The following is a 21975-nucleotide window of genomic DNA, read 5'->3' as shown; positions in this document are numbered from 1 at the left end:
GGGCCGCTGCACAGCGCCAGGGTGCGTGATGCAGGCTGAAACGAACGAGGCCGCGTCGATCAGACGCGGCCTCGGTCTTTCTGCGGCGAGCCCACCCGACGGTGGCCGACAGCGCGTCAGCCCGCTGCGCTGAGCGTCTGGCCGCTCTTGACCAGCATCGGCCAGCGCTTGAGCACGGCCTGGCGGATGCCGGCGGCATCGATGCCGGCGTCGGCCAGCAGGTCTTCGCGGCTGGCATGGTGCTGGAAGCTGTCCGGCAGGCCCAGGTGCAGGAACGGCTTGAGCACGTTCTCGGCATTGAGCAGCTCGGCCACGCCGGAGCCGGCACCGCCGGCAACCACGTTGTCTTCAATGGTGACGAAGCCTTCATGGCGCTGCGCAAGGTCCAGCAGCAGGGCCCGGTCCAGCGGCTTGATGAAACGCATGTTGACCACGGTCAGGCCCAGTTCGCGGCCGACCTGTTCGGCGGCCGTCACGGTGCTGCCGAACGCGAGCAGGGCGATCCGGCTGCCCTGCAGGCGCAGCTCGGCCTTGCCGATCTCCAGCGTGGCCAGATCCGTACCGGCGGCGATGCCGGTCCCGCTGCCGCGCGGGTAGCGCACCGCAGCCGGGCCGGCGTAGCGCAGGCCGGTGGTCAGCATCTGGCGGCATTCGGCCTCATCGGACGGTGCCATGACCACCATGTGCGGCACGCAGCGCAGGAAGCTCAGGTCCAGGTTGCCGGCATGGGTAGCGCCATCCGGGCCGACCACGCCGGCGCGGTCGATCGCGAACAGCACATCCAGCTCCTGCACGGCCACGTCGTGGACCAGCTGGTCGTAGGCGCGCTGCAGGAAGGTCGAGTAGATCGCCACCACCGGCTTGGCGCCCTGGGTGGCCATGCCCGCCGCCAAGGTCACGGCGTGCTGTTCGGCGATGGCCACATCGAAGTAGCGGTCCGGGTATTCCTTGCTGAAACGCACCAGGCCAGAGCCCTCGCGCATCGCCGGGGTGATGCCCATCAGCTTCGGTTCGGCCGCGGCGGCATCGCACAGCCAGTCGCTGAAGACGTCGGTATAGGTCGGCTTCTTGGCCCCGCCCTTGGCGACCAGGCCCTTGTCCGGATCGAACGGGCCAACCGCGTGGTAACCGATCTGGTCACCTTCGGCGCGCTCGTAACCCTTGCCCTTGGTGGTCATCACGTGCAGCAGCTTCAGGCCTTTCAGGCTCTTGAGCGTTTTCAGCGTGGCGACCAGCGCCGGCACGTCGTGGCCGTCGATCGGCCCGGTGTAATGGAAGCCCATTTCCTCGAAGAACGTGGACGGCACGAACATGCCCTTCCAGTGTTCTTCCCAGCGCTTGACGAAGCGCGCGGTCGGGTTGTGCTTCTTGTCGCCGAGGATCTTCTTGCCGCCTTCGCGCAGCGCGTTGAGCGTGCGGCTGCCGGTGGCCCGGCCGAGCATCTTGGTCAGCCCGCCGACGGCCTCGGAGATCGACATGTTGTTGTCGTTGAGGATCACCAGCAGGTTCGGTTCCTGCTCCATGCCGCCGGCGTGGTTGAGCGCCTCGTAAGCCATGCCGGCGGTCATCGCGCCGTCGCCGATCACGGCCACGACCTTGCGGTCATCGCCTTCGGCCTGGCGTGCGATCGCCATGCCCAGCGCTGCGGAGATCGAGGTCGAGGAATGGCCGACGCCGAAGGTGTCGTACTCGCTTTCCTCGCGCTTGGGGAACGGCGCGACGCCATCCTTCTGCTTGACCGTGTGGATCTCGTCGCGGCGGCCGGTCAGGATCTTGTGCGGGTAGGTCTGATGACCCACATCCCACACCAGCTGATCGACGGGCGTCTGATACAGGTAGTGCAGGGCGACGGTCAGTTCGATCACGCCCAGGCCGGCGCCGAAATGGCCGCCGCTCTTGCCGACCGACTCAATCAGGTAGGCACGCAGTTCATCCGCGATCGCGGGCAGTTCGGATTCATCGAACCTGCGCAGGTCATCCGGTGACTGGATGCGCGCAAGGCGGGGATAGCGGGCGGAGTCGATCATGTTTATCGCGCTTCTTCTGAGCGCCTATTTTCCCCCCCAAACGGGGGTGGGGCAAGCAAACCGCCTTTTCAGTGAGTAAACGGTGACGGCAGCTGCGACAGAACGTCGCAGTGCACTCAGGCGCAGAGCTTGGAGCGCTTGGGCAGCTGCGCCTTCAGGAACGCCATCTGGTCGGCCAGGATGTTGCGGTTGGAGAGGATCATGTGTTCGATCCAGCTCGGCCGGTAAGGCACGGCCAGCAGCGGCATGCCGGCCTGCTGCGGGGTCCGGTTGCTCTTGCGCGAGTTGCAGTGGAAGCACGCACTGACCACGTTCTCCCACACGTCCAGGCCGCCCTTGGAGATCGGCATGACGTGGTCGCGGGTCAGTTGCGGGCGGTTGAACTGTTGCCCGCAGTACAGGCACAGATGCGCATCGCGCGCGAACAGGGCCGGATTGGAGAGATTCGGGGTGGGGTCGATCGCACGGGAACGGGCATGCCCGCGGGCGGCGATGATCGGGTGCAGGTCCAGGCCGCTCTGCAGGCCGGTGGTGCGGCAGATGCCGCCACGGATGTGCAGGCAGGGGTCACCGAGGGTCCAGGCGACCGCACCGCGTGCGTAGAGGCAGGACGCGTCCTGCCAATTGATCCAGTCGAGCACGCGCCCGTGGGCGTCCAGGGCCAATAACCGTACCGAGCCGGGCCGATGCAGCGTAACGATCGGCGATACCTCGGCGACCGGGGCGGACGAGGCTCCGGTATCGATCAGACCCAAGCGTGTAGTGTCTGTCTCCATCGGGAAAACAGCTTATACCCGAATCGTTACCAAATGGGTATAGGCGGCAAGCGCCTACCCATTTGGTAACGATTCGGCCCCGGGCATTCCACCTTATCCCCGCGCCGTTGGCGCGCCCCCTTGAACATCAAGGGGGCTTTTCTCCAGAACGTGTATCGGGGTGCCGACCAACGGTCGGCACCTACCGACGATCAGGTATCGGTGCTCCGACTGGCGGTCGGCACCTACCGACGATCAGGCGTCGGTGGTCCGGCGACCGATCAAACTTCGCCGAAATGCGCGTCGGTCATCGCCATCAGCGGTTCGGCGCCGGCCTGGATCGCGGCGGCGTGGCTGAGCGTGCGCGGCAGCACGCGGGCGAAGTAGAAGCGGGCGGTCTCGCGCTTGGCCTGCTTGAACGCAGCGCTCTGCGCGGAGGCATCGGCGGCAGCGACGCTGCGTGCCCACCAGTAGGCCAGCACCACATAGCCCGAATAGAACAGGTAATCGAAGCTGGCCGCGCCCAGTTCGTCCGGGTTGGTGGCCGCGCGCTGCAGGGTCGCCAGGGTCAGCTTGCCCCATTCGTCCGCCTTGCCGCGCAGCGGGGCGATGAACTCGGCCAGCGCCGGGTTGCCTTCATTGGCCCTGGCGAAGGCCTCGATCTCGGCCAGCATCAGTTTCAGGCCGGCGCCCTGGCTGGAGGCGGTCTTGCGACCGATCAGGTCCAGCGCCTGGATGCCGGTGGTGCCTTCATACAGCGTGGTGATGCGGGCATCGCGCGCCAGCTGTTCCATGCCGTGCTCGCGGATATAGCCGTGGCCACCGAAGCACTGCAGCGCGTTGTAGGTGTTCTCGATGCCCCATTCGGTCTGGCAGGCCTTGGAGATCGGGGTGAGGAAGCTCACCAGGGTGTCGGCGCGTTCGCGTTCGCCGGCATCCTGCGCATGGTGGGCGACGTCGATCAGGGTGGCCGCGTGCAGGGCCAACAGGCGGCTGCCTTCCACCAGCGATTTGATGGTCAGCAGCATGCGCCGCACATCCGGGTGGACCAGGATCGGGTCGGCCGGCTTTTCCGGGTTTTTCGGGCCGCTCAGCGAACGTGACTGCAGGCGCTCGCGGGCGTACTTCAGGGCGTTCTGGTAGGCGCGTTCGGACAGGCCGATGCCCTGCAGGCCAACGCCCAGGCGTGCGGTGTTCATCATGGTGAACATCGCCTGCAGGCCCTTGTGCGGCTGGCCCACCAGATACCCTTCGGCGCCGTCGAAATTCATCACGCACGTGACCGAACCCTTGATGCCCATCTTGTGCTCGATCGAGCCGCAGCGCAGCGCATTGCGCTCGCCCATCTTGCCCTCGCGGTCCACCTTGAACTTCGGGGTGACGAACAGCGAGATGCCCTTGGCGCCGGCCGGTGCATCCGGCAGCTTGGCCAGCACCAGGTGCACGATGTTGTCGGTCAGGTCGTGCTCGCCGGCGGTGATGAAGATCTTGGTGCCGGTGATCGCGTAGCTGCCGTCCGCGTTGGGTTCGGCCTTGGTCTTGAGCAGGCCCAGGTCGGTGCCGCAATGCGGTTCGGTCAGGCACATGGTGCCGGTCCAGCGGCCTTCGATCAGCGGCTTGAGGAAGGCCTCCTGCTGCCACGCCTCACCGTGCTGCTTGAGCGCCTCGATGGCGCCATGGGAAAGCAGCGGGAAGTTGCCCCATGCCAGGTTGGCGGCATTGATCATTTCGTTGAGCGGCACGCCCAGCGTGTGCGGCAGACCCTGGCCGCCCAGCTCCGGCGCAGCGGTCAGGCCGGTCCAGCCGCCCTCGACAAACTGCGTGTACGCCTGCTTGAAGCCAGGCGGGGTGGTGACCTCGCCGGTGCTCTGGTCCAGTACACAGCCGATCTCATCGCCCACGCTGTTCAACGGCGCCAGCACGCTGGCACTGAAACGGCCGGCTTCTTCCAGTACGGCATCCACCACATCGGCGGTGGCATCGGTCAGGCCGAGGCGCGCGAACAGCGGCTCGACCTTGAGCACGTCATGCAGGGCGAAACGGATATCGGAAAGCGGGGCGGTGTAGCTGCTCATCGGGGACGGTCTCGATCAGTGGCGAAGGGTGGCGGACAGCCCGCCGGTCAGCGCAGGACGCCGGGCAGGCCAGGGGCCTGGTTGAGCGTGCTGCGGCTGTCAATCTCGAAGGTGCGTTGCTTCTTTTCCTGCGGGGTCGCGCTCACCGAACCCTTCAGCGAATAGGCCAGGGTACGGTTGCCGGCCAGCGCGTCGGCCATCACCAGGCGCGCGCCCGAGCTCGGCTTGAGGTCGACGTTGACCACATCGGCCGACACGCCACCAATCGACAGCGCCGGCTGCAGCTGCAGCGCACCGGCGTCCTGATCGCTCACCTTGAGCTGCAGGGACACGTTGTCGAAGGTCATGGGCATGGAGCTGAAGTTCTGCAGGCGCAGCGCGACCGTCCAGCTGCCATCGGCACGCACCGTCAATTCCTGCACGCTGGCGGCCGGCTCGGAGACGCGTTTGACCGTCTTGTTGCAGGCGGCAAGGGCCAGGCAGGCGACGGCGATCAGGCCGATGGGCAGGGCGGAACGGAAGCGGTGGGACATGGCGCAATCCTCGGGCGGATACTGCATGGGTATGAGCATACTACGGCGTATGGTGTCCGTGCTGCTCCGGGGCAGCAGGGGGCAAGGGTAGGGCACCGGGATGACCGGGCCACGTGCTTTTAGTCTGGGGGAACACGGCCGAGCGGCGGCGCGGCGCGTGGCCGGCGCGCCAGGTCAGTCCAGCGGCGCCATCACCCGCAACGGGGCCAGGTCATAGCCCATCGCCTCGGCACGCGCCTTGAGCTGCTCGAACAGGGCGGTGTCCATGCTCGGCGAACGCGAGAGGATCCACAGGTATCTGCGGTCCGGCTCGCCGACCACTGCCCACTGGTAGCCCGGATCCAGGGCGATCACCCAGTAGTCGGCCCAGACCAACGGGACCCAGGAGAGCCAGTCCGGCACGAAGCGCACCTGCAGCCTGCCAGGGTGACCCTCGACGGGCCGTGCCACGCCATCGGCGGCGACGCGATCGCCATCGGCCTGGCGGCAAGCGTTGTGCACGCTGATCCGGCCATCCGCGCGCAGGCTGTAGGTGGCGGTGATATCGCTGACGCACTTCTTCTGGAACGATACCGGCAGGTGCGCGATCTCATGCCACTGGCCGGCGTAGCGGTCCATGTCCAGCGCCTCCACCGAGGTCACCGGCGCGGCCGCCCAGGCCGACCCGGTGGCGGCGAGGGCGAGCAGGGCACTGATCAGATAGCGGCTGCGCATTGTCGACACTCCACACAAGACGCAGCGAGCTTAGGCACAGGCAGGACGGAAATTGTGAATATTCCGTCATGCAGTGGCCGTCTCACGTGGCTGGCGTGCGCGTGGCAGCGTGCGGCACCCGCGCTACCGACTGTCAGCGGAGAGTTCCCGCGTGGCGTTGCCGTTCTCGTCCAGGAAGCGCACCTTGGCGTCTCCCGCGGGCGTGACCACCAGCTCAAGCCGCGGCTTCCCTTGACCATCGCGCAGGGTCAGCATGGCATCGCGCGCATCAGATTTGCCAAGGAACACGCGCTCGGTGATCGCAGGAACGCCATTCCGATGAAGTGCTTCGTCCCGCTTGGAGAAGAACGGACGGTCCAGGCCATCGGCAACGTCATTGAAGGTCAGCCCTGCCGAGTGTGTCCCTGCTTCGTCCACGCCCAGCAACTGCATCTGCTGGTCCTGCTGATAGCGATCAAAGGTCAGGCTCATGCCGCTGGAGGGTTTGCCGTTCTTGTCGAGCGAGCCGTTGTAGATCAGCCCGCCGTTTTCCGTGCCTTCATCGTTGAAGAACAGCATGCCTGCCATCGGGCGCGGATGCGGTTGCTCTTTGTTGTGGATGAGCACCCCGGGAAAGAGCGTGCGATTGGAGATCGCCAGTCGCAACGTCCCATCAGGTTCCTTGATGTTGATGCGCTGGGCATCGATGACGTCGAAGCTGGCGCTGCGCTGCGACGTCGCCCCCATCATCAACGCCGCCACGGCCAGGACGCCGAACCCCGCGTAGCCCAGCGTGAGTCTTCGTTGACTGCGTTTCAGCTGCGCGATCTGCGCCTGCAGCACGTCGATGCCGTTCGACATTCACTTCTCCCTGTGTGCGCGGCCATGAGGTGCGAACAAGCGTGGCCGCAGACGACACTGTCCGCCAGGTGAGCATGCCAGCGCGTGGCGATGAACGGCAAGGCATGCCATTGCGTCACGCAGGACATCATCCCTGGTCGGTTTGCCCGCTCTGCAATGCGCGATGGATCTCCGCCTCGATCATCGCTTCGTCGTCGAGTGCGGCCCAGCGGCTGATCCTGACGATCACCAGCACCGCGGCGGCGATGAGGTAGGCGGCAGGCACGACCGCCAGACTGGCGAACAGTGCGGGGGCGAGCTCGTGTGTGAGCTGCCAGTGCTTCACCACCGCCACCAGCGGAAAGATGAGCAGGCTGACGAACATGCCGATCACCAAGGTGCGGATGAAGGGGTGCATCTGGAACGCACCTTCCAGCCGCGCGCCGCGCTCGGTGGCAATGCACCGGCCGATGAAATACGGCTTGAACGAATTGGAGACGAAGGGGCGTTTCCAGCACAGGCGGATCCGTTGAGCGGAGACCTTCCCGCGCATCCCCGCGGCAGAAAGGCGAGGGCCGTGCTGGATCGACTGCCTGAGCTGCAGCACGGTCGCCTCGAGCGGGTGCGTGCTGTGGAAGACAGCATGGCGTTTGCCGAACAGCGCGGCGAACAGAGCACGAACCATGTGCAGACCCCCTTCCTTGAACGATGCGCGATGTGGCCTGGTCGAACGCCAGACAAAAAAAATGACCTGCATTTCTGCAGGTCATCTGAAATTGTGGTGGCCGGGGACGGAATCGAACCGCCGACACGGGGATTTTCAATCCCCTGCTCTACCAACTGAGCTACCCGGCCACTTCATCGCTGCGTTGCCGCTGGCGAGGACGCGAATAATACGGAGGTATGAGGGGTTCGGCAAGCGTTTCGCGAAAAAAATTTCACATTTGTTTCCAAACCCTTGTCCGCCCACATCCAAGTGCTTGATCCACCGGGCTCGAGCACATCACCGAAGCGCATGAACGTCGGTTCAGGCGGATGCGTTGCGCCGGTGCAGTTGATCAGCCCGGGGTGGATCGTGCGTCGTTGGGCATGCACCACAACAGCACGATGCCGATCACCATCATGATCGCCGCCAGCACCAATGCGCCCTGGTAGCTGCCGCTGTCGCGCGCCAGCGTGCCGGCGATCGCGGGGGCGATGATCTGGGCGACGCCGTAACTCAGCGTCAACGTCGCCATCGCCTTGGCAGGATTGTGCGGGTAGTGGCGACCCACCACGGTCAGGGTCAGACTGACGATGCCGGCGAAGGTCAGGCCGAACAGCACCGCGCTGGCCGCGCCGGCCCACAGCCCGCCATCCAGCAAGGGCAATACGAAGGACGTGGCCTGCAACGCATACGCGAGCATCAATGCACGGATCAGGCCGAGCCGGTTAGACAGCCGGTCCCAGGCAAACGTCGAGGGGATGGCGGTGAGGCCGACCAGCATCCACACCCAACTGCCGTGGCCGGCGAAGGCAGGGGTCTGCACCAGGATGGCGACGATGAAGGTCGCGCTGACCACGAAGCCGACCCCCGCGCAGAAGTACGAGGCGATCAGCAGCCAGCGCCAGCGCCGCCCGGGTGGCGGGGGAGCGTTGGCACCCGTCGCGCTGGAGATCGCTGCCGGCGGCGGCATCCATGCCCAGGCCGGGATCAGGAACACCACCGCGAGGGTGCCCAGGGCGATCCACTGCCGGGAGGACGCCAGTTGATCGGCCATCGCCGCAGCCGCCAGGCCCGAGACCGCGATCCCCACCCCGAGGCCGGCGAAGTGCAGGCCGAGCTGTGGGCGGCGCTGATGGGCGAGCAGCCAGTTGAGCACCAGCCCGGAGGCGAGCAGCAGGCCGGCGGTGCTGGACAGGCCGGCCACGAAGCGCAGCACGCCCCAGATGGCCATGTCCGTGGTGGTGCCCATCAGGCCGGTGGATACCACTGCCAGGACCAGTCCGATGCGGTAGAAGCGGAATTTCAGCTGCATGTCGCCGACCCGGGCGACCAGCACGGTGCCGGCCAGGTAGCCCAGATAGTTGAACGTGGCCAGCCAGCCGCCGCCCGCTGCCGTGAGCCCGGCGTCGAGCCGCATCACCGGCAGCAGCGGGGTGTAGGCAAAGCGCGCCAGGCCAACCGTGAGTACCAGCGCGCAGATGCCGGCCGTGATGACCTGCCAGGCGCGGCGGGGAGGCGGGATCGTGAGGGACATGGGTGTGGAGGGCAGCGGGGAGGGCCCATCGTCGGTGGACGGAGGTGACCGCGTCTTTCGATAGAATGACCCATCCTGTCGATGAGACGTCACATGGCCATGGCTGAACCTACTGCGCCGGGTTGGCGCGAAGTTCCGGTGCCGCCGCTGCGGCGTCTACCCTGGCCGGTGGTGGCGCGCAGCCAGCGACTGGAGGCCGGCGAGCGCTTCCCGCCGCACGTGCACGGCTGGAACCAGCTGGTCCACGCCAGCACGGGTGTGCTGCAGGCCAGCGCCGGGCAGGCACGTCACGTGATCACCCCGCAGCAGGCGCTGTGGGTGCCGACCGGCACGCTCCATCACACGGGCGCGTTGAACACCTCGGCGTTCCGCAATCTTTACGTGGCCGATGGCCCGGAACTGGGTATGCCCACGCATTGCGTGGTGCTCGATGTGTCACCGCTGCTGCGCGAACTGATCATTGAACTCGATCGCACCGTGCCCGATCACGACCGCACCTACTACGCCACCTTGTGTACCTTGATCACTGCGCAGTTGCCGCGCCAGCGGCAGCACACCCGGCACCTGCCGTGGCCGCAGGATGCGCGCCTGCAGCGCTGGTGCCAGGCGCTGTACGAGCAACCCGCCGACACCCGCAGCGTGAATGACTGGGCACCCTTGCTGGGTGCATCGCCGCGTACCCTGGCGCGCCACTTTGAGCGCGAGACCGGCATGCGCCTGCGTGAGTGGCGGTTGCGGCTGCGCCTGCTGCGCGCCATTGAGTGGCTGGCGCAGGGGCGTTCGCCCACGGTAATCGCGCACGAGCTGGGCTATGCCTCGGCGTCGGCGTTCAACTACATGTTCCGGATCGAGATGGGCATGAGCCCGCTGCAATGGAGGCGCGCACGCCCTACGGCGTGACCGGGCAGGCCAGGCTGACCAGGCGGTCATCCTCGAAGCGTGCGCGGATCATGCCCTTGTCGGCTTTGCCTGCGGGCCACTCCGCGTCGGCCCCTGCACCGGGCAGGGGATTGCCCAGGTGGAAGTACACGCGGCCACGGCTGTCGCCGACCTGCACCTTGTTGCATGCCACGATGGGTGAAGCCATCTCGCCGCAGTCGCCCTGCAGCAGGCACAGGCGCGTGTGGCACTTGCCTGCACCGGACGACCAGTGGCCTTGCGCGGCCAGGCAACCGGGCTCGGTCGCCAGGATTGCCCAGCATGCCAGGCCGAACACAGTGGTGGCGGACATCAACCCCGGCAGCAGGTAGCGGCGTCGGCGGGAAGCGGGAACGTTCATGACGCGATCATGCGCCCTGGCCGGCGGCGCGGGCAACGCATGCGCGGTGCAGCGTACGAATGGAATGCTGTGACGCCATCGGGACGATCGGTCCCTGTCGCACAAGGTGATTGCACAGCCGCGTCGTCCTGCACCGATGGAACGCTGTTTTACCCCCCCGCCCGCACGTGCCCGGACGGCGTACTGTCGGGATTCCTTTTCCGTCTCCCCGGAGCGATCCGCTGATGAACGCACTTACCAACACCCGCATCGTGCTCGCTTCTCGCCCGAACGGTGCTCCCGTCTCATCCAACTTCCGTATCGAGCACGTGCCGGTGCCCGCGCCTGGCCCGGGCGAGGTGCTGCTGCGCAATCGCTATCTGTCGCTGGATCCCTACATGCGTGGTCGCATGGAGGAGGGGCCGTCCTACGCCGCACCGGTTGCGCTGGATGCGGTGATGGAAGGGCGCACCGTTGCTGAAGTGCTCGCCTCCAACCATCCCGGTTTCGCCATCGGCGAGCATGTGCTGGCACCGGGCAACTGGCAGACGCACGCGGTCATCCATGGCGATCAGCTCAGCCGCAAGCTCGAGGACAACGACCTGCCGATCAGCACTGCACTGGGTGTGTACGGCATGCCCGGATTCACGGCGTACGTGGGCCTGCGGGAAATCGGCAAGCCGCAGCCGGGCGAAACGCTCGTGGTGGCGGCTGCCAGTGGCCCGGTGGGCGCAACGGTGGGGCAGATCGCCAAGCTGCAGGGGGCGCGCACGGTCGGCATTGCCGGTGGCGAGCAGAAGCGCGCGTACCTGGAAAAACTGGGCTTCGATGTGGCGCTGGATCACCGCGCCGACGATTTCGCCGCGCAGTTGCGCGCGGCGGTGCCCCACGGCATCGATGTCTACTTCGAGAACGTCGGCGGGCATGTGTTCGATGCGGTCGCGCCGCTGCTCAACGATTTCGCGCGCATTCCCGTGTGCGGCACCATCGCCACCTACAATGCGCGCGGCGCGGTGCTGCCCGGGCCGGACCGGCTGCCGGGTTTCATGAGCCAGGTGCTGCGCCAGCGCCTGACCGTGCGCGGCTTCATCCAGTCGGACCTGCACGCCTTCTTCCCGGCGTTTCTGCACGAGATGGGGCAGTGGCTGAAGGACGGCCGCGTGCAGTATCGCGAAGACATCGTGGAGGGCCTGGAGAACGCGCCGGAAGCATTCTTTGGGCTGCTGAAGGGGCGCAACTTCGGCAAGCTGGTGGTCAAGCTGGATTGACCGGCGCGGCGCGCGTGAGCGCGACGTGTGCAGGAGCGCGCCGATCATGATTCGTGCATCACGATCGGCTGGTTAGTCTGCCCTTGAAGGCCCCGTCCCGGTGCCCGCATCAGTGAGTAGAACCATGGCAGACACCAAGCCCAGCGAACAAGGCAAGCAGGAAGGCATCGAAGAGAGCCAGCAGGACCGCAAGCAGGACGAAACCGCCAAGCAGCGGCCGGCGCAGACCGATCAGGCGATCCACGATGCAGGCACGCGCCGGCCGGAGCGCAAGGACAATCCCGAGGGCGCGTAAGCAACCCGCGCAACCTGCAGAAACAACAACGCCCCGGAAACCTGGTTTCCGAGGCGTTGTCTTGAATAGTGGTGGAGCCAAGGAGGATCGAACTCCTGACCTCGTCGATGCGAACGACGCGCTCTCCCAGCTGAGCTATGGCCCCACGGGTGGTGCAACTGCGTGGCGTACCCGACCTCGGCCGTACCTCGCGATGGGCCTAGTCTAGCGCCGACCGGCATTGCCTGCCAAGGGGTGCCTGGTCCGGGTCACGGGCCGGCGCCGGGTGTCCTGCCAGGTGCCCATTCGACCTGCCGCAGCAGGGCTTTGTCCAGCTTGGCCGCCACGCCGACGCTGCGCCCGGCCAGGTTGGCCACCACGAAGCTGACCGAACTACCCAGCACCTGCGCTGTCTCGGACAGGCTCAACCCGTCGTCCTGCTCCAGCCACTGCGCCATCCCGGCGGTGGCCGCGCGCAGGGCATCCTCCAGCGAGTGGCCTGCTCATGGTTGACCGGTTCAGTGTTCGCCGCCGCCGCCAGGGCGACAAGTGCCGGGCGACATGTGACCGATGGCCCGGTAGGCGTCAAACCCGGACGCTGCCCTTCCGGCGCGCGCGTGGGCCGGGCATAATCCGCGCCAGAAAACGCGGCCGCATAGCCAGTGGACCAGGGGGGCCGGACAGCCGTCGCCCAGAACGCCCTGACACCAATCTGCAACATCCAGCCAATACCGTGCCGCATCGCTGTCTCCACAGCGGTGTCGATTTCCTATGGTGCCCGGCCATCTCGCCGGCTGCCCCGATCTGTACTACCAGAGACCTCTGCATGCCCGCTCTACGCCACGCCCCTGTGTCGACGCGTCTTCTTTCCCGTTCCCTGCCGGCCGCCCTGCTGCCGCGCCGCCACGCCCTGGCGCTGGCCTGCGCTTCGGCTGCGCTGATGCTGTCCGCTGCCGCCTCGGCGCAGGACGCGCAGTCGGCCAGCGCGACCTCGCTGGACACCATCACCGTTACCGCCGACCACCGCGAGCGCAACCTGCAGGAAGTGCCGGTCTCGGTCGGTGTGGTGCAGGGCGAGAAGATCCGCGACTACACCGCCGGCGGCGACGACACCCTGCTGGCACTGTCGGGCAAGGTGCCCAGCTTCTACGCTGAAACCACCACCGGCCGCATCTTCCCGCGCTTCTACATCCGCGGCCTGGGCAACATCGACTTCTACCTGGGTGCTTCGCAGCCGGTCTCGATCATCCAGGACGACGTGGTGCTCGAGCACGTGGTGCTGAAGTCCAACCCGGTCTATGACGTGGACCAGATCGAAGTGCTGCGCGGCCCGCAGGGCACGCTGTTCGGCCGCAACACCACCGCCGGCATCGTCAAGTTCGACACCATCAAGCCGAGCCAGGACTACAGCGGCCGCGTGCAGGCCAGCTACGGTACCTACGGCAGCGTGGCGATCGACGGCGGCTTCGGTGGCCCGATCAACGATATCGCCTCGTTCCGCGTGTCGGCGCTGTACCAGCACCGCGATGATTACGTCGACAACACCTACCGCGGCCCCAGCGCCGATGGCACGGTCTCGCCGAAGAAGAACGCCATGGGCGGCTTCGACGACCGCAACGTGCGCGCGCAGCTGCTGCTGCAGCCGACCGAGAACTTCTCGCTGCTGGCCTCGGCCCATGCACGCGACTACGACGGCACCTCGACCCTGTTCCTGCGCAGCGCGCTGACCAAGGGCTCCAACAAGACCGACGTGCCGCGCGACCAGGTCGCCTACGACGAAGCCGACAACAACCCGCAGGCCTACAAGACCTACGGCGGCTCGGTGAAGGCCATCTACGATTTCGGCAACGTCTCGCTGACCTCGATCACCGCCTACGAAACCACCTCCGGCTACAGCCGCGGTGACACCGACGGCGGCGCGGCCGTGAACTACCCGGTCAACGGCGTGCCGAACGGTTACGGCCAGTCGATGGGCCAGATCCGCGATCTGGACCAGTGGACCCAGGAGTTCCGCCTGGCCAACGCCGACGACAACCGCCTGAAGTGGCAGGTCGGCGCGTTCTACTTCGACGGTCGCGACACCACCGATTTCTACCAGCGCGCCTGGTTCCTGCAGGGCAACGCGCGCAACCCGAACAACTGGGTTCGCCTGCGCAACGTCAACACCTCCTGGGCCGGCTTCGGCCAGGTCAGCTATGACGTGACCGACAAGTTCACCCTGACCGCCGGCCTGCGCCAGACCAAGGACGAGAAGAAGACCCGCCTGCTCAAGACCGCCGATACCGCCGCCGGTGGCGTGACCTACAAGGGCCGCACCTACGTGGAGATGTCCGACACCACGCCGAGCTGGGATTTGAGCGCGATGTATGCGTTCAACCCGCAGCTGAGCGTGTACGCGCGCGTGGCCCGCGGCTTCCGCGGCCCGACCATCCAGGGCCGTTCGGCCGTGTTCAATGCCGACTTCACCACGGCGAACTCGGAAACCATCCTGTCCTGGGAAGCGGGCATCAAGAGCAGCCTGTGGGACAACCGCCTGCGCGTGAACGCGGCTGCGTTCACCTATGTGGTCAACGACATCCAGCTCAACGGCAACGATTCGGACGGCAACGGCGTGCTCTTCAACGCCGACAAGGCCAAGGCCTACGGTCTGGAAGCGGACATGGAGCTGCGCCCGATCCCGAACCTGGCCCTGAGCGCCGGCGTCAGCCTGCTGCACAGCGAAATCCAGGACGACCGCGTGTACGCCCAGGTCTGCGCCCTGAACGGCGCCGTGGTGTGCACCGTGAACGACCCGACCATCAAGGTCGGTGCCAACACCTTCGCGCAGATCAACGGCAACCCGCTGCCGAACGCACCGAAGTACAACATCAACCTGGCTGCGCGTTACGACATGCCGGTCAATGACGCCGATGTGTTCTTCGTCTCCACCGACTGGAACAAGCAGGGTTACACCAGCTTCGTGCTGTACGACTCGGCCGAGTTCAACTCCAAGGGCAGCTTCGAAGGCGGCCTGAAGCTGGGCTACTCGGCCAACTACGGTGCCTGGGAAGTGGCGCTGTTCGCGCGCAACATCACCAATGAGAAGAACCTCAAGGGTGTGATCGAGAACTACATGGCCGCGGTCTACAACGAACCGCGCACCGTGGGTGTGTCGCTCAACATGAACTGGTAAGACCCACGTCGCCGGTGCTGCGCTGCTGCGGCACCGGTGTGTCGGATCCAAGAGACAACGCCCCGCAGATGCGGGGCGTTGTCGTTTCAGGCAGGTGGCAGCAGAGGGGCCAGGATCGGCTCGAGCTGCGCCTGGCGCCAGCCGGCCAGCGCCGTGGGCCACTGGCGGCGTTCGATGTAGCTTTCCAGGTGCTTGCGCGAGGCCAGTACGCCGTCGGGCAGGCCAAGTTCGGCACTGCGCGCGCTGACCGCATCCTGCAGCCGCTTGAGGGCCTGCTTGTTGGCATCGTTGGCCGGCAGCGCCAAAGGGGCTTCGGCTTCATCGGCAAGCGGGGTGATCAGCGCCTGCCAGACCTGCGCGGCGAGTTTGCGCGGGGCCTTGGGGAAGCCTTCCATCAGTTTGGACAGCGCATCCACATCGGCCGGCGGCGTGCGTGCCAGCACGGCGGCCAGTTCGTTGTCGAGCACCCAGCTGCGCGGCTTGTCGCTGGCGCGGGCCTGCACGTCGCGCCAGCGCAGCAACCGCAGCAGGCGCAGCTGTGCCGGGGTATCCATGAACTGCGCCGAGCGCATCGCCACATGCGGCCAGCGCTCTTCATCGTGTTCCACACTGGCGAGCAGGCGCTCGGCATCGTCCTGCAGCCACTGGCGGCGGCCGAGTTCTTCCAGGCGTGCGTCGATGGTGTCGTGGATCTGGAACAGGTACTCCACGTCGTCGGCGGCGTACTCCAGCTGTGCCTCCGAGAGCGGGCGGCGCATCCAGTCCGAACGGGTCTCGCCCTTGGCCAGGGTGACGCCGGTGACCGCAGTGACCAGCTTCTGGTAACCCATGCCGCCGCCGATGCCGGCCAGCGCAGCGCCGATCTGGGTGTCGAAGAGCGGGCGTGGCAGCACGCCGCAGGCGACCTTGAAGGTGACCAGGTCTTCGCTGGCGCTGTGCATGATCTTGAGGATCGAGGTATCCGTCAGCCACGGGGCCAGGGCCTCGTTCATGCCGGGGATCAGCGGGTCGATGAGCAGGATTTCATCGCCGACCGCCATCTGTACCAGGGCCAGTTGCGGCCAGTAGGTGCGCTCGCGGATGAACTCCGTGTCCAGGCCGATGCGGGTGGGGCGCTGGCGGAAGCGCTCGTCCAGTTCCGCCGGGGTTTTGATCCAGTAAGCCACGTGGGATTCCATGTACTGCAAAGGGGTGCTCAGGTCGGGGAGGATAGCCTAACCCCGTGCCACGGCCGGCATGCCTGCGCAGTGCGATGAACGCCCGGGCTGCCAGCGGTCGCCGCCTGCGACGGTGGCGATTATGATGATCGCCTGTCCGCACCTGCGGCATGCCGCCTGGAACGCGACTGCACCCGGGGCACACGGCGTGCGGCAGGGCGCAGGCGCTGCAAGACGATGCCATGCCCCAAGGACCCCCATTTGCGACCGTCAGGCACATTGCCGCTGCTGTTCACCGCACTGCTGGGGGTGCTGGCCGCCTGTTCGCCCGCGCCTGCGCCCGCCCCGGCAACCCCAGCGGCCACGCCCGCTGCGCCGCGGCCCACGCCCAGCGCACCGGTGGCGCAGGTCACCATCGGTGGCGAGGATGCGGCCGAGACGGTGGAGCGCTGGCAGCCACCTGCGGTCACCCTCGTCGACGGCGAAGCCGCGCAGGCACGCCGTGACGCCGCGCGCGCCTTCGAAGAAGACCAGCTGTACCGCAGCGCCGAGGATGCGATTCCGATCTGGCTGGCGCTGCTGGAGCGCGATCCCAAGGACAGGGTGGCCCAGGCCGGCCTGAAGCGCGCCCGTCAGCGTCTGCTGGAGGAAGCGTCCGCCTTGTTGGACCGCCCGCTCAAGCAGCGTGAGGCGCTGGCCCAGGCCAGCGAGATGGCCCTGGTCCTGCTGACCCTGGCGCCCGACGATGCCAAGGTACGTGAGCTGCAGTCGCGGGTGGAGATCGCCCAGCGCGTGGTGGCCTACAACCGCGCCGGTGAAGAGGATCTGCGTGCCGATCGCATCGGCGAAGACGGCGATGGCGCCATCCCCAATTTCCGCGAGGCGCTGGCGCTGGATGCGGACAATCCGCGTGCCCGGCAGGGGCTGGCCGCGGCAGAGAGCGCCCTGATCCGGCGTGCGGAAACGGCCGCGCGGGCCACTGACTTTGCGACCGCGGGGACGTGGCTGGCCGAAGCGGCCAAGGTGCGTGACTCTTCGATCACCATCGCCGATGCCTTCGAGCGCATCGAGAACATCCGCTCTGACACCCTGGCGCGGCTGCGCAACGAGGGCCTGCGTGATCTGGCCACGCCGCAGGGTCTCAAGCCGGCGCGGCAGAAACTGGAAGATGCCCTGCGCATCGCATTGCCCGGCGATCCGGTCGTGGGCCAGCTGCGCGAGCGCATCGAACTGGTCACCCATTACGGCAGCTTCCGGCCGCGGCAGGTGTTCAGCGATGCCCTGCGGGATGGTGGCCGCGGGCCCCAGATGATCGTGGTGCCGCACGGCGGATTCCAGATGGGCGCCGCCGAGAACGAACTGGGCGCGACCGATGCCGAGAAACCCTCGCATTACGTGCGGTTCGAGCGCGGCTTTGCGATGTCGATCACCGAAGTGACGGTCGCCGATTTCCGCCGCTACGTGCAATCCACCAAGGCCCGCCCACGTGCCACGCGGCGCGGGCATTCGATCGTGTACGACGAGCGCAGCGGCAACTTCGTCCGCCGCAGCGGCGTGGACTGGCAGTCCGATTACAACGGCGCCGAGGCGATCGCGAACCTGCCGGTGATGCACGTCAGCGTGCGCGATGCCGAGAATTACGCGACCTGGCTGTCCGAACAGACCGGACGCTCGTACCGCCTGCCCAGCGAGGCCGAATTCGAATACGCGCTGCGCGCCGGCAGCAGTGGCCGCTACCCGTGGGGCGATGCGGGCACGCCGCCCGCGCGTGCCGGCAATTTCACCGGCGCCGAGGATGTCTCACCCTCCGGCCGGCACTGGTACAACGCCTTCGTCGGCTACGGCGATGGATACTGGGGCCCGGCGCCGGTGGGCAGCTTCGATCCCAACCCCTGGGGACTGCACGACATCGCCGGCAACCTGAGCGAGTGGGTGGCCGACTGCTGGCATGCCAGTTACCGGCGGGCACCTGCCGATGGCGTGGCCTGGTTCAACCCCGGCTGCCGGCAGCGCGTGATCCGTGGCGGCAACTGGGCCAACGCACCGGCACAGACCCGCGCGGCGTGGCGGCAGTCGCAGGACTCGGACACCACCAGCGCTCGGATCGGCTTCCGCCTGGTCCGCGGCATCTGACCAGCGGCGCGCCGGGCCGGATTTTCACCCGGCCACCCACCGCGCGTTCTAGGATTGGCGCAGTGTCGGGCAGGGTGCCGCGGCCATCTCAGGAAGCAAGCGCATGCGCAACGATCCATTCGGCGGTCAGCAGCAGGGCCGCGCCCGGCGGCCGGGCCTGTTCGGCAACATCCGCTGGTGGGTACTGCTGGCCTTCGCCGGCTATGCCGCGTTCTACTGGTTCTCCAACCGTGCGGTGGATCCGTACACCGGCGAAAGCGTGTTGATCGACAGCTCGCTCGATGCGACCCAGGAGAAGGCGCTCGGGCTGCAGGCCTACCAGGAAATCCTGGCCCAGGAGCGGCCGTTGGATCCGAATGCGCCACAGTCGCGCGAGATCCAGGCGATCGCCCAGCGCCTGATCGCCAAGGTGGACGTGGTGGAAACCGCGCTCGCCGAGGAACATGGGTTGAAGCCTGCGCACTTCGCGCGTGACTTCGAATGGGAGGTCAACGTGATCCCGTCCGACCAGGCCAATGCGTTCTGCCTGCCGGGCGGCAAGATGGCGGTCTATACCGGGCTGATTCCGGTCGCGCGTACGGTGGATGCGATGGCGGTGGTGATGGGGCATGAGATCGCGCATGCCTTGCTGCGTCATGGGGCCCAGCGCATGGCCCAGCAGAAGATGACCCAGATCGGGCAGATGGCCGGCGCCGCCAGCGGCATGGACCCGCAACAGCAGCAGATGATGATGTCGGCGATGGGCTACGGCTACCTGTTGCCCTATGCGCGCAGCCATGAAACCCAGGCCGATGAGGTGGGCCTGATGCTGGCCGCCGCAGCGTGCTTCGACCCGCAGGAAGCGATTCCGCTGTGGGAGCGGATGGGGCAGGCCAGTGGGGGGCAGTCGACCTCGGAATTCGCGTCCACGCATCCCAACCCGGGCACGCGCATCCAGAACCTGCAGGCGTTGATGCCCAAGGCGATGGAATACCGGCAGAAGTTCTGCGAAAGCGCGGGGCGTTGAAGGCGAACGGCGTGGCGTGGGCGCGCTGGGTCAGCGCGCCGGTTCGTTGACCGTTACGTCGATCACGCCGTCCTGCACGCGTGCCTGGAGCGTATCGCCGGGGCGCACCTGTAGCGGCGAACGCACCAGGCTGCCATCGTCCTCGCGGGTCAGGATGGCGTAACCGCGCGCGACGGTGGCCAGCGGGCTGACTGCTTCCATCGAACGGGCGAGCGCGCGCAGGCGCAGATTGTCGCGCTGCAGCTGGCGGCCGATTGCACTGTCTGCACGTGGCAGCAGCCGTTGCAGGCGCTCACGCAGGGCATCCAGCCGGCGCTGCGGGTGACCGCTGCGCAGTACAGTCGCGGCGTGGCGCAGATGGGCCAGGCGGCCCTGATGCTGTGTCGTCCACGCTGCGTGCAGGCGACGCGCGACATCCTGCTGGCGGCGCTGCAACAGCTGCAGGCGCGATTGCGGGCTCTGTGCGTTGAGGCGCAGCAGGGCGCGATCGGCCCGCTGCATCGCTTGCCCGAGGCTGTGCCGCTGCAGCTGTGCCAGGCGCGCATCCAGGCGGCGCACGCGCAGCAGCAGGTCGCGCTGGTCGGGTACCAGCAGTTCGGCCGCGACCGAGGGCGTGGGCGCGCGCAGGTCGGCGGCGAAATCGGCGAGGCTGAAGTCGGTTTCGTGACCCACCGCAGAGACCACCGGTGTCTGGCTGGCGGCAATCGCGCGGGTCAGCTGCTCGTCGTTGAAGGCCCACAGATCCTCCATCGAGCCGCCGCCGCGGGTCAGCAGGATCACATCGTAACGGCCGCTGGCATCGGCTGAACGCAGCAACGAGGTCAACTGCGCGGCGGCGCTGTCGCCCTGTACGAGGCTGGGCAGCAGGTCGACCTCAAGCATCGGGAAACGCCGTTCCAGCACGCTCAGCACGTCACGCACCGCCGCGCCGGTGGGCGAGGTGATCACCGCCAGGCGGCGCACATGGGCCGGCATCGGCCGCTTGCGCTCGGGCGCGAACAGGCCCTCGGCCTCCAGCCGCGCCTTGAGCTGCTCGAAGGCGCGGCGCAGGGCGCCTTCGCCGGCTTCTTCCATGTGGTCGAGCACCATCTGGTACTCGCCGCGGGCTTCGTACAGGGTCAACCGGCCCCGCGCGAGCACGCGCATGCCTTCGCGCGGCACGAACTTCAGCCACTGGCTCTTGGGCTTGAACAACGCCGCGCGGATCTGCGAGCGCGCGTCCTTCAGCGTGAAATACATATGGCCTGAGGCCGGACGGGTAACGCTGCCCAGTTCGGCTTCCACCCAGATCAGCGGGAACGCGCCTTCCAGCAGGTCGCGGGCCAGGATGTTGAGCTGGCTGGGCGTGAGAATCTGCGCGCTGCGGTCCATGGGGGCATCAGGCCAAACGGTACGAACGGGGGGCCATGGTCGCACGTCGGCGGCGATGCTTCATCCCGCGGTGGCGCGCGTGGCCTGCTGTTGCAGGGCCCAGGCCACATGCTCGCGCACGATCGCCGAAGGGTGCTCGCGCCGTGCCTGCAGCGCGGCCAGGGTCTCGGCATGGGTCGGTGCATTGCCCAGCGCCACGGCGATGTTGCGCAGCCAGCGTTCATGCCCGCTGCGGCGGATCGGGCTGCCTTCGGTGCGGCGCAGGAACTCGTCTTCCTCCCAGGCGAACAGCTGGGCAAGCGAGGCGGTGTCCAGGTCATTGCGCGCGCGGAAATCGGGCTCGTCGGTGCGCTTGGCGAACTTGTTCCAGGGGCAGACCAGCTGGCAGTCGTCGCAGCCGTAGATGCGGTTGCCCATTGCGGTGCGCATCTCCTCGGGAATCGCGCCGTCATGTTCGATGGTGAGATAGGAAATGCAGCGACGTGCATCCAGGCGGTGCGGGGCGATGATCGCCTGGGTCGGGCAGACATCGATGCAGCGCGTGCAGGTGCCGCAGTGCGCGCTAGCGGGTGTATCCACCGGCAGCGGCAGGTCGATGTAGATCTCACCGATGAAGAACCACGAACCGCCCTGCTTGTCGATCAGGCAGGTGTGCTTGCCGATCCAGCCCAGCCCGGCATTGCGCGCGAGGGCGCGCTCCAGCACCGGCGCCGAATCGACGAACACGCGGTAACCGAAGGGACCGATTTCCGCGGCGATGCTGTCGGCGAACTTCTGCAGCCGGTTGCGCATCAGCTTGTGGTAATCGCGGCCCAGCGCATACCGCGCTACGTAGGCGCGGTCGGCGTCATGCAGGGTGTTCCAGGCTTCGGCGTCATCCTTGTGGCCGTAATCCATGCCGACCGAGATCACCCGCACCGTGCCCGGCAGCAGTTCATCCGGCCGCGCGCGCAGGGTGCCGTGCCGCGCCATCCACTCCATCGTGCCGTACAGGCCCTTGCCCAGCCAGTCGGCCAGATGGGCTTCGTCCTCGCGCAGATCGATCCCGGACACGCCGCAGCGCTGGAAGCCATGCACGCGCGCGATCGCACGGATGCGGTCGGCGGCGCGGGCCAGGTGGACGGGGGCGGGGAGGGGGACGGGGAGGGGGACGGCGGACATGGCCTGGGCGGA

19 protein-coding genes and 2 tRNA genes are annotated in these 21975 nt (G+C 67.2%); 6 read left to right on the top strand and 15 right to left on the bottom strand.

What is annotated here, in order from left to right; genetic code table 11:
- Positions 1 to 116 precede the first annotated feature (116 nt).
- From dxs to NJD74_RS10065, 9 genes are all read right to left on the bottom strand, one after another.
- A complete protein-coding gene (gene dxs, locus NJD74_RS10105; RefSeq protein WP_319624091.1) occupies positions 117 to 2027 on the bottom strand; it encodes a 1-deoxy-D-xylulose-5-phosphate synthase in 1911 nt (636 codons plus the stop codon).
- A gap of 116 nt (positions 2028 to 2143) precedes the next feature.
- The gene (locus tag NJD74_RS10100) at positions 2144 to 2803 is read right to left on the bottom strand and encodes an HNH endonuclease (RefSeq protein ID WP_019182787.1); all 660 of its coding nucleotides are present in this window, start codon (positions 2801 to 2803) and stop codon (positions 2144 to 2146) included.
- Positions 2804 to 3063: 260 nt separating this feature from the next.
- Complete coding sequence (locus NJD74_RS10095) at positions 3064 to 4857, bottom strand: acyl-CoA dehydrogenase C-terminal domain-containing protein (RefSeq protein WP_319624090.1); 1794 nt, start codon at positions 4855 to 4857, stop codon at positions 3064 to 3066.
- 47 nt (positions 4858 to 4904) lie between these two features.
- The gene (locus NJD74_RS10090; protein WP_026069713.1) at positions 4905 to 5390 is read right to left on the bottom strand and encodes an LEA type 2 family protein; all 486 of its coding nucleotides are present in this window, start codon (positions 5388 to 5390) and stop codon (positions 4905 to 4907) included.
- A 174-nt stretch (positions 5391 to 5564) separates the two neighbouring features.
- Entirely contained in the window at positions 5565 to 6104 is a 540-nt protein-coding gene (locus NJD74_RS10085) for a lipocalin family protein (protein ID WP_070470878.1), read from the bottom strand.
- A gap of 123 nt (positions 6105 to 6227) precedes the next feature.
- A complete protein-coding gene (locus NJD74_RS10080) occupies positions 6228 to 6944 on the bottom strand; it encodes a hypothetical protein (RefSeq protein WP_083298715.1) in 717 nt (238 codons plus the stop codon).
- Positions 6945 to 7071: 127 nt separating this feature from the next.
- A complete protein-coding gene (locus tag NJD74_RS10075; protein ID WP_319624089.1) occupies positions 7072 to 7608 on the bottom strand; it encodes a hypothetical protein in 537 nt (178 codons plus the stop codon).
- Positions 7609 to 7702: 94 nt separating this feature from the next.
- A tRNA-Phe gene (locus tag NJD74_RS10070) sits at positions 7703 to 7778 on the bottom strand.
- A 203-nt stretch (positions 7779 to 7981) separates the two neighbouring features.
- Positions 7982 to 9163, bottom strand: a complete 1182-nt coding sequence (locus NJD74_RS10065; protein ID WP_319624088.1) for a YbfB/YjiJ family MFS transporter — start codon at positions 9161 to 9163, stop codon at positions 7982 to 7984.
- Between the two features lie 99 nt (positions 9164 to 9262).
- On the opposite strand from NJD74_RS10065, the gene NJD74_RS10060 reads away from it, so the two are divergent.
- Positions 9263 to 10063, top strand: coding sequence for a helix-turn-helix transcriptional regulator (locus tag NJD74_RS10060; protein ID WP_254427754.1), 801 nt, complete (start codon positions 9263 to 9265; stop codon positions 10061 to 10063).
- Here NJD74_RS10060 and NJD74_RS10055 read toward each other — a convergent pair.
- Positions 10053 to 10442, bottom strand: coding sequence for a hypothetical protein (locus NJD74_RS10055; protein ID WP_070470870.1), 390 nt, complete (start codon positions 10440 to 10442; stop codon positions 10053 to 10055). The genes NJD74_RS10060 and NJD74_RS10055 overlap by 11 nt on opposite strands.
- 224 nt (positions 10443 to 10666) lie before the next feature.
- Here NJD74_RS10055 and NJD74_RS10050 point away from each other — a divergent pair, with 224 nt between their 5' ends.
- Complete coding sequence (locus NJD74_RS10050) at positions 10667 to 11689, top strand: NADP-dependent oxidoreductase (RefSeq protein ID WP_319624087.1); 1023 nt, start codon at positions 10667 to 10669, stop codon at positions 11687 to 11689.
- A gap of 124 nt (positions 11690 to 11813) precedes the next feature.
- Complete coding sequence (locus NJD74_RS10045) at positions 11814 to 11984, top strand: hypothetical protein (RefSeq protein ID WP_019182797.1); 171 nt, start codon at positions 11814 to 11816, stop codon at positions 11982 to 11984.
- A 69-nt stretch (positions 11985 to 12053) separates the two neighbouring features.
- Here NJD74_RS10045 and NJD74_RS10040 read toward each other — a convergent pair.
- Positions 12054 to 12129: transfer RNA gene (locus NJD74_RS10040), tRNA-Ala, on the bottom strand.
- Between the two features lie 103 nt (positions 12130 to 12232).
- On the bottom strand, positions 12233 to 12421 hold the full coding sequence (locus NJD74_RS10035; protein ID WP_319624086.1) for a hypothetical protein: 189 nt from the start codon (positions 12419 to 12421) through the stop codon (positions 12233 to 12235).
- A gap of 368 nt (positions 12422 to 12789) precedes the next feature.
- On the opposite strand from NJD74_RS10035, the gene NJD74_RS10030 reads away from it, so the two are divergent.
- Complete coding sequence (locus tag NJD74_RS10030; RefSeq protein ID WP_319624085.1) at positions 12790 to 15135, top strand: TonB-dependent receptor; 2346 nt, start codon at positions 12790 to 12792, stop codon at positions 15133 to 15135.
- Between the two features lie 86 nt (positions 15136 to 15221).
- Here NJD74_RS10030 and rnd read toward each other — a convergent pair whose 3' ends face one another.
- Positions 15222 to 16301 (bottom strand): ribonuclease D, encoded by a 1080-nt coding sequence (gene rnd / locus NJD74_RS10025; protein WP_070471061.1) that lies wholly within the window; start codon positions 16299 to 16301, stop codon positions 15222 to 15224.
- Between the two features lie 252 nt (positions 16302 to 16553).
- On the opposite strand from rnd, the gene NJD74_RS10020 reads away from it, so the two are divergent.
- The gene (locus NJD74_RS10020) at positions 16554 to 18425 is read left to right on the top strand and encodes a formylglycine-generating enzyme family protein (RefSeq protein ID WP_319624084.1); all 1872 of its coding nucleotides are present in this window, start codon (positions 16554 to 16556) and stop codon (positions 18423 to 18425) included.
- 103 nt (positions 18426 to 18528) lie between these two features.
- On the top strand, positions 18529 to 19431 hold the full coding sequence (locus NJD74_RS10015) for a M48 family metallopeptidase (RefSeq protein ID WP_319624083.1): 903 nt from the start codon (positions 18529 to 18531) through the stop codon (positions 19429 to 19431).
- 30 nt (positions 19432 to 19461) lie between these two features.
- On the opposite strand, the gene xseA is transcribed toward NJD74_RS10015, so the two are convergent.
- A complete protein-coding gene (gene xseA, locus NJD74_RS10010; protein WP_319624082.1) occupies positions 19462 to 20802 on the bottom strand; it encodes an exodeoxyribonuclease VII large subunit in 1341 nt (446 codons plus the stop codon).
- 60 nt (positions 20803 to 20862) lie between these two features.
- Positions 20863 to 21963 carry a tRNA epoxyqueuosine(34) reductase QueG gene (queG, locus tag NJD74_RS10005; RefSeq protein WP_319624081.1) on the bottom strand — a complete coding sequence of 367 codons (1101 nt, stop codon included), beginning with the start codon at positions 21961 to 21963 and terminating at the stop codon, positions 20863 to 20865.
- Between the last annotated feature and the right edge of the window lie 12 nt (positions 21964 to 21975).

The sequence above is a fragment of the Stenotrophomonas sp. RG-453 genome (assembly GCF_033843685.1).
GTDB lineage: Bacteria > Pseudomonadota > Gammaproteobacteria > Xanthomonadales > Xanthomonadaceae > Stenotrophomonas > Stenotrophomonas bentonitica_A.
This window is presented reverse-complemented; position numbering and strand designations above follow the sequence as displayed.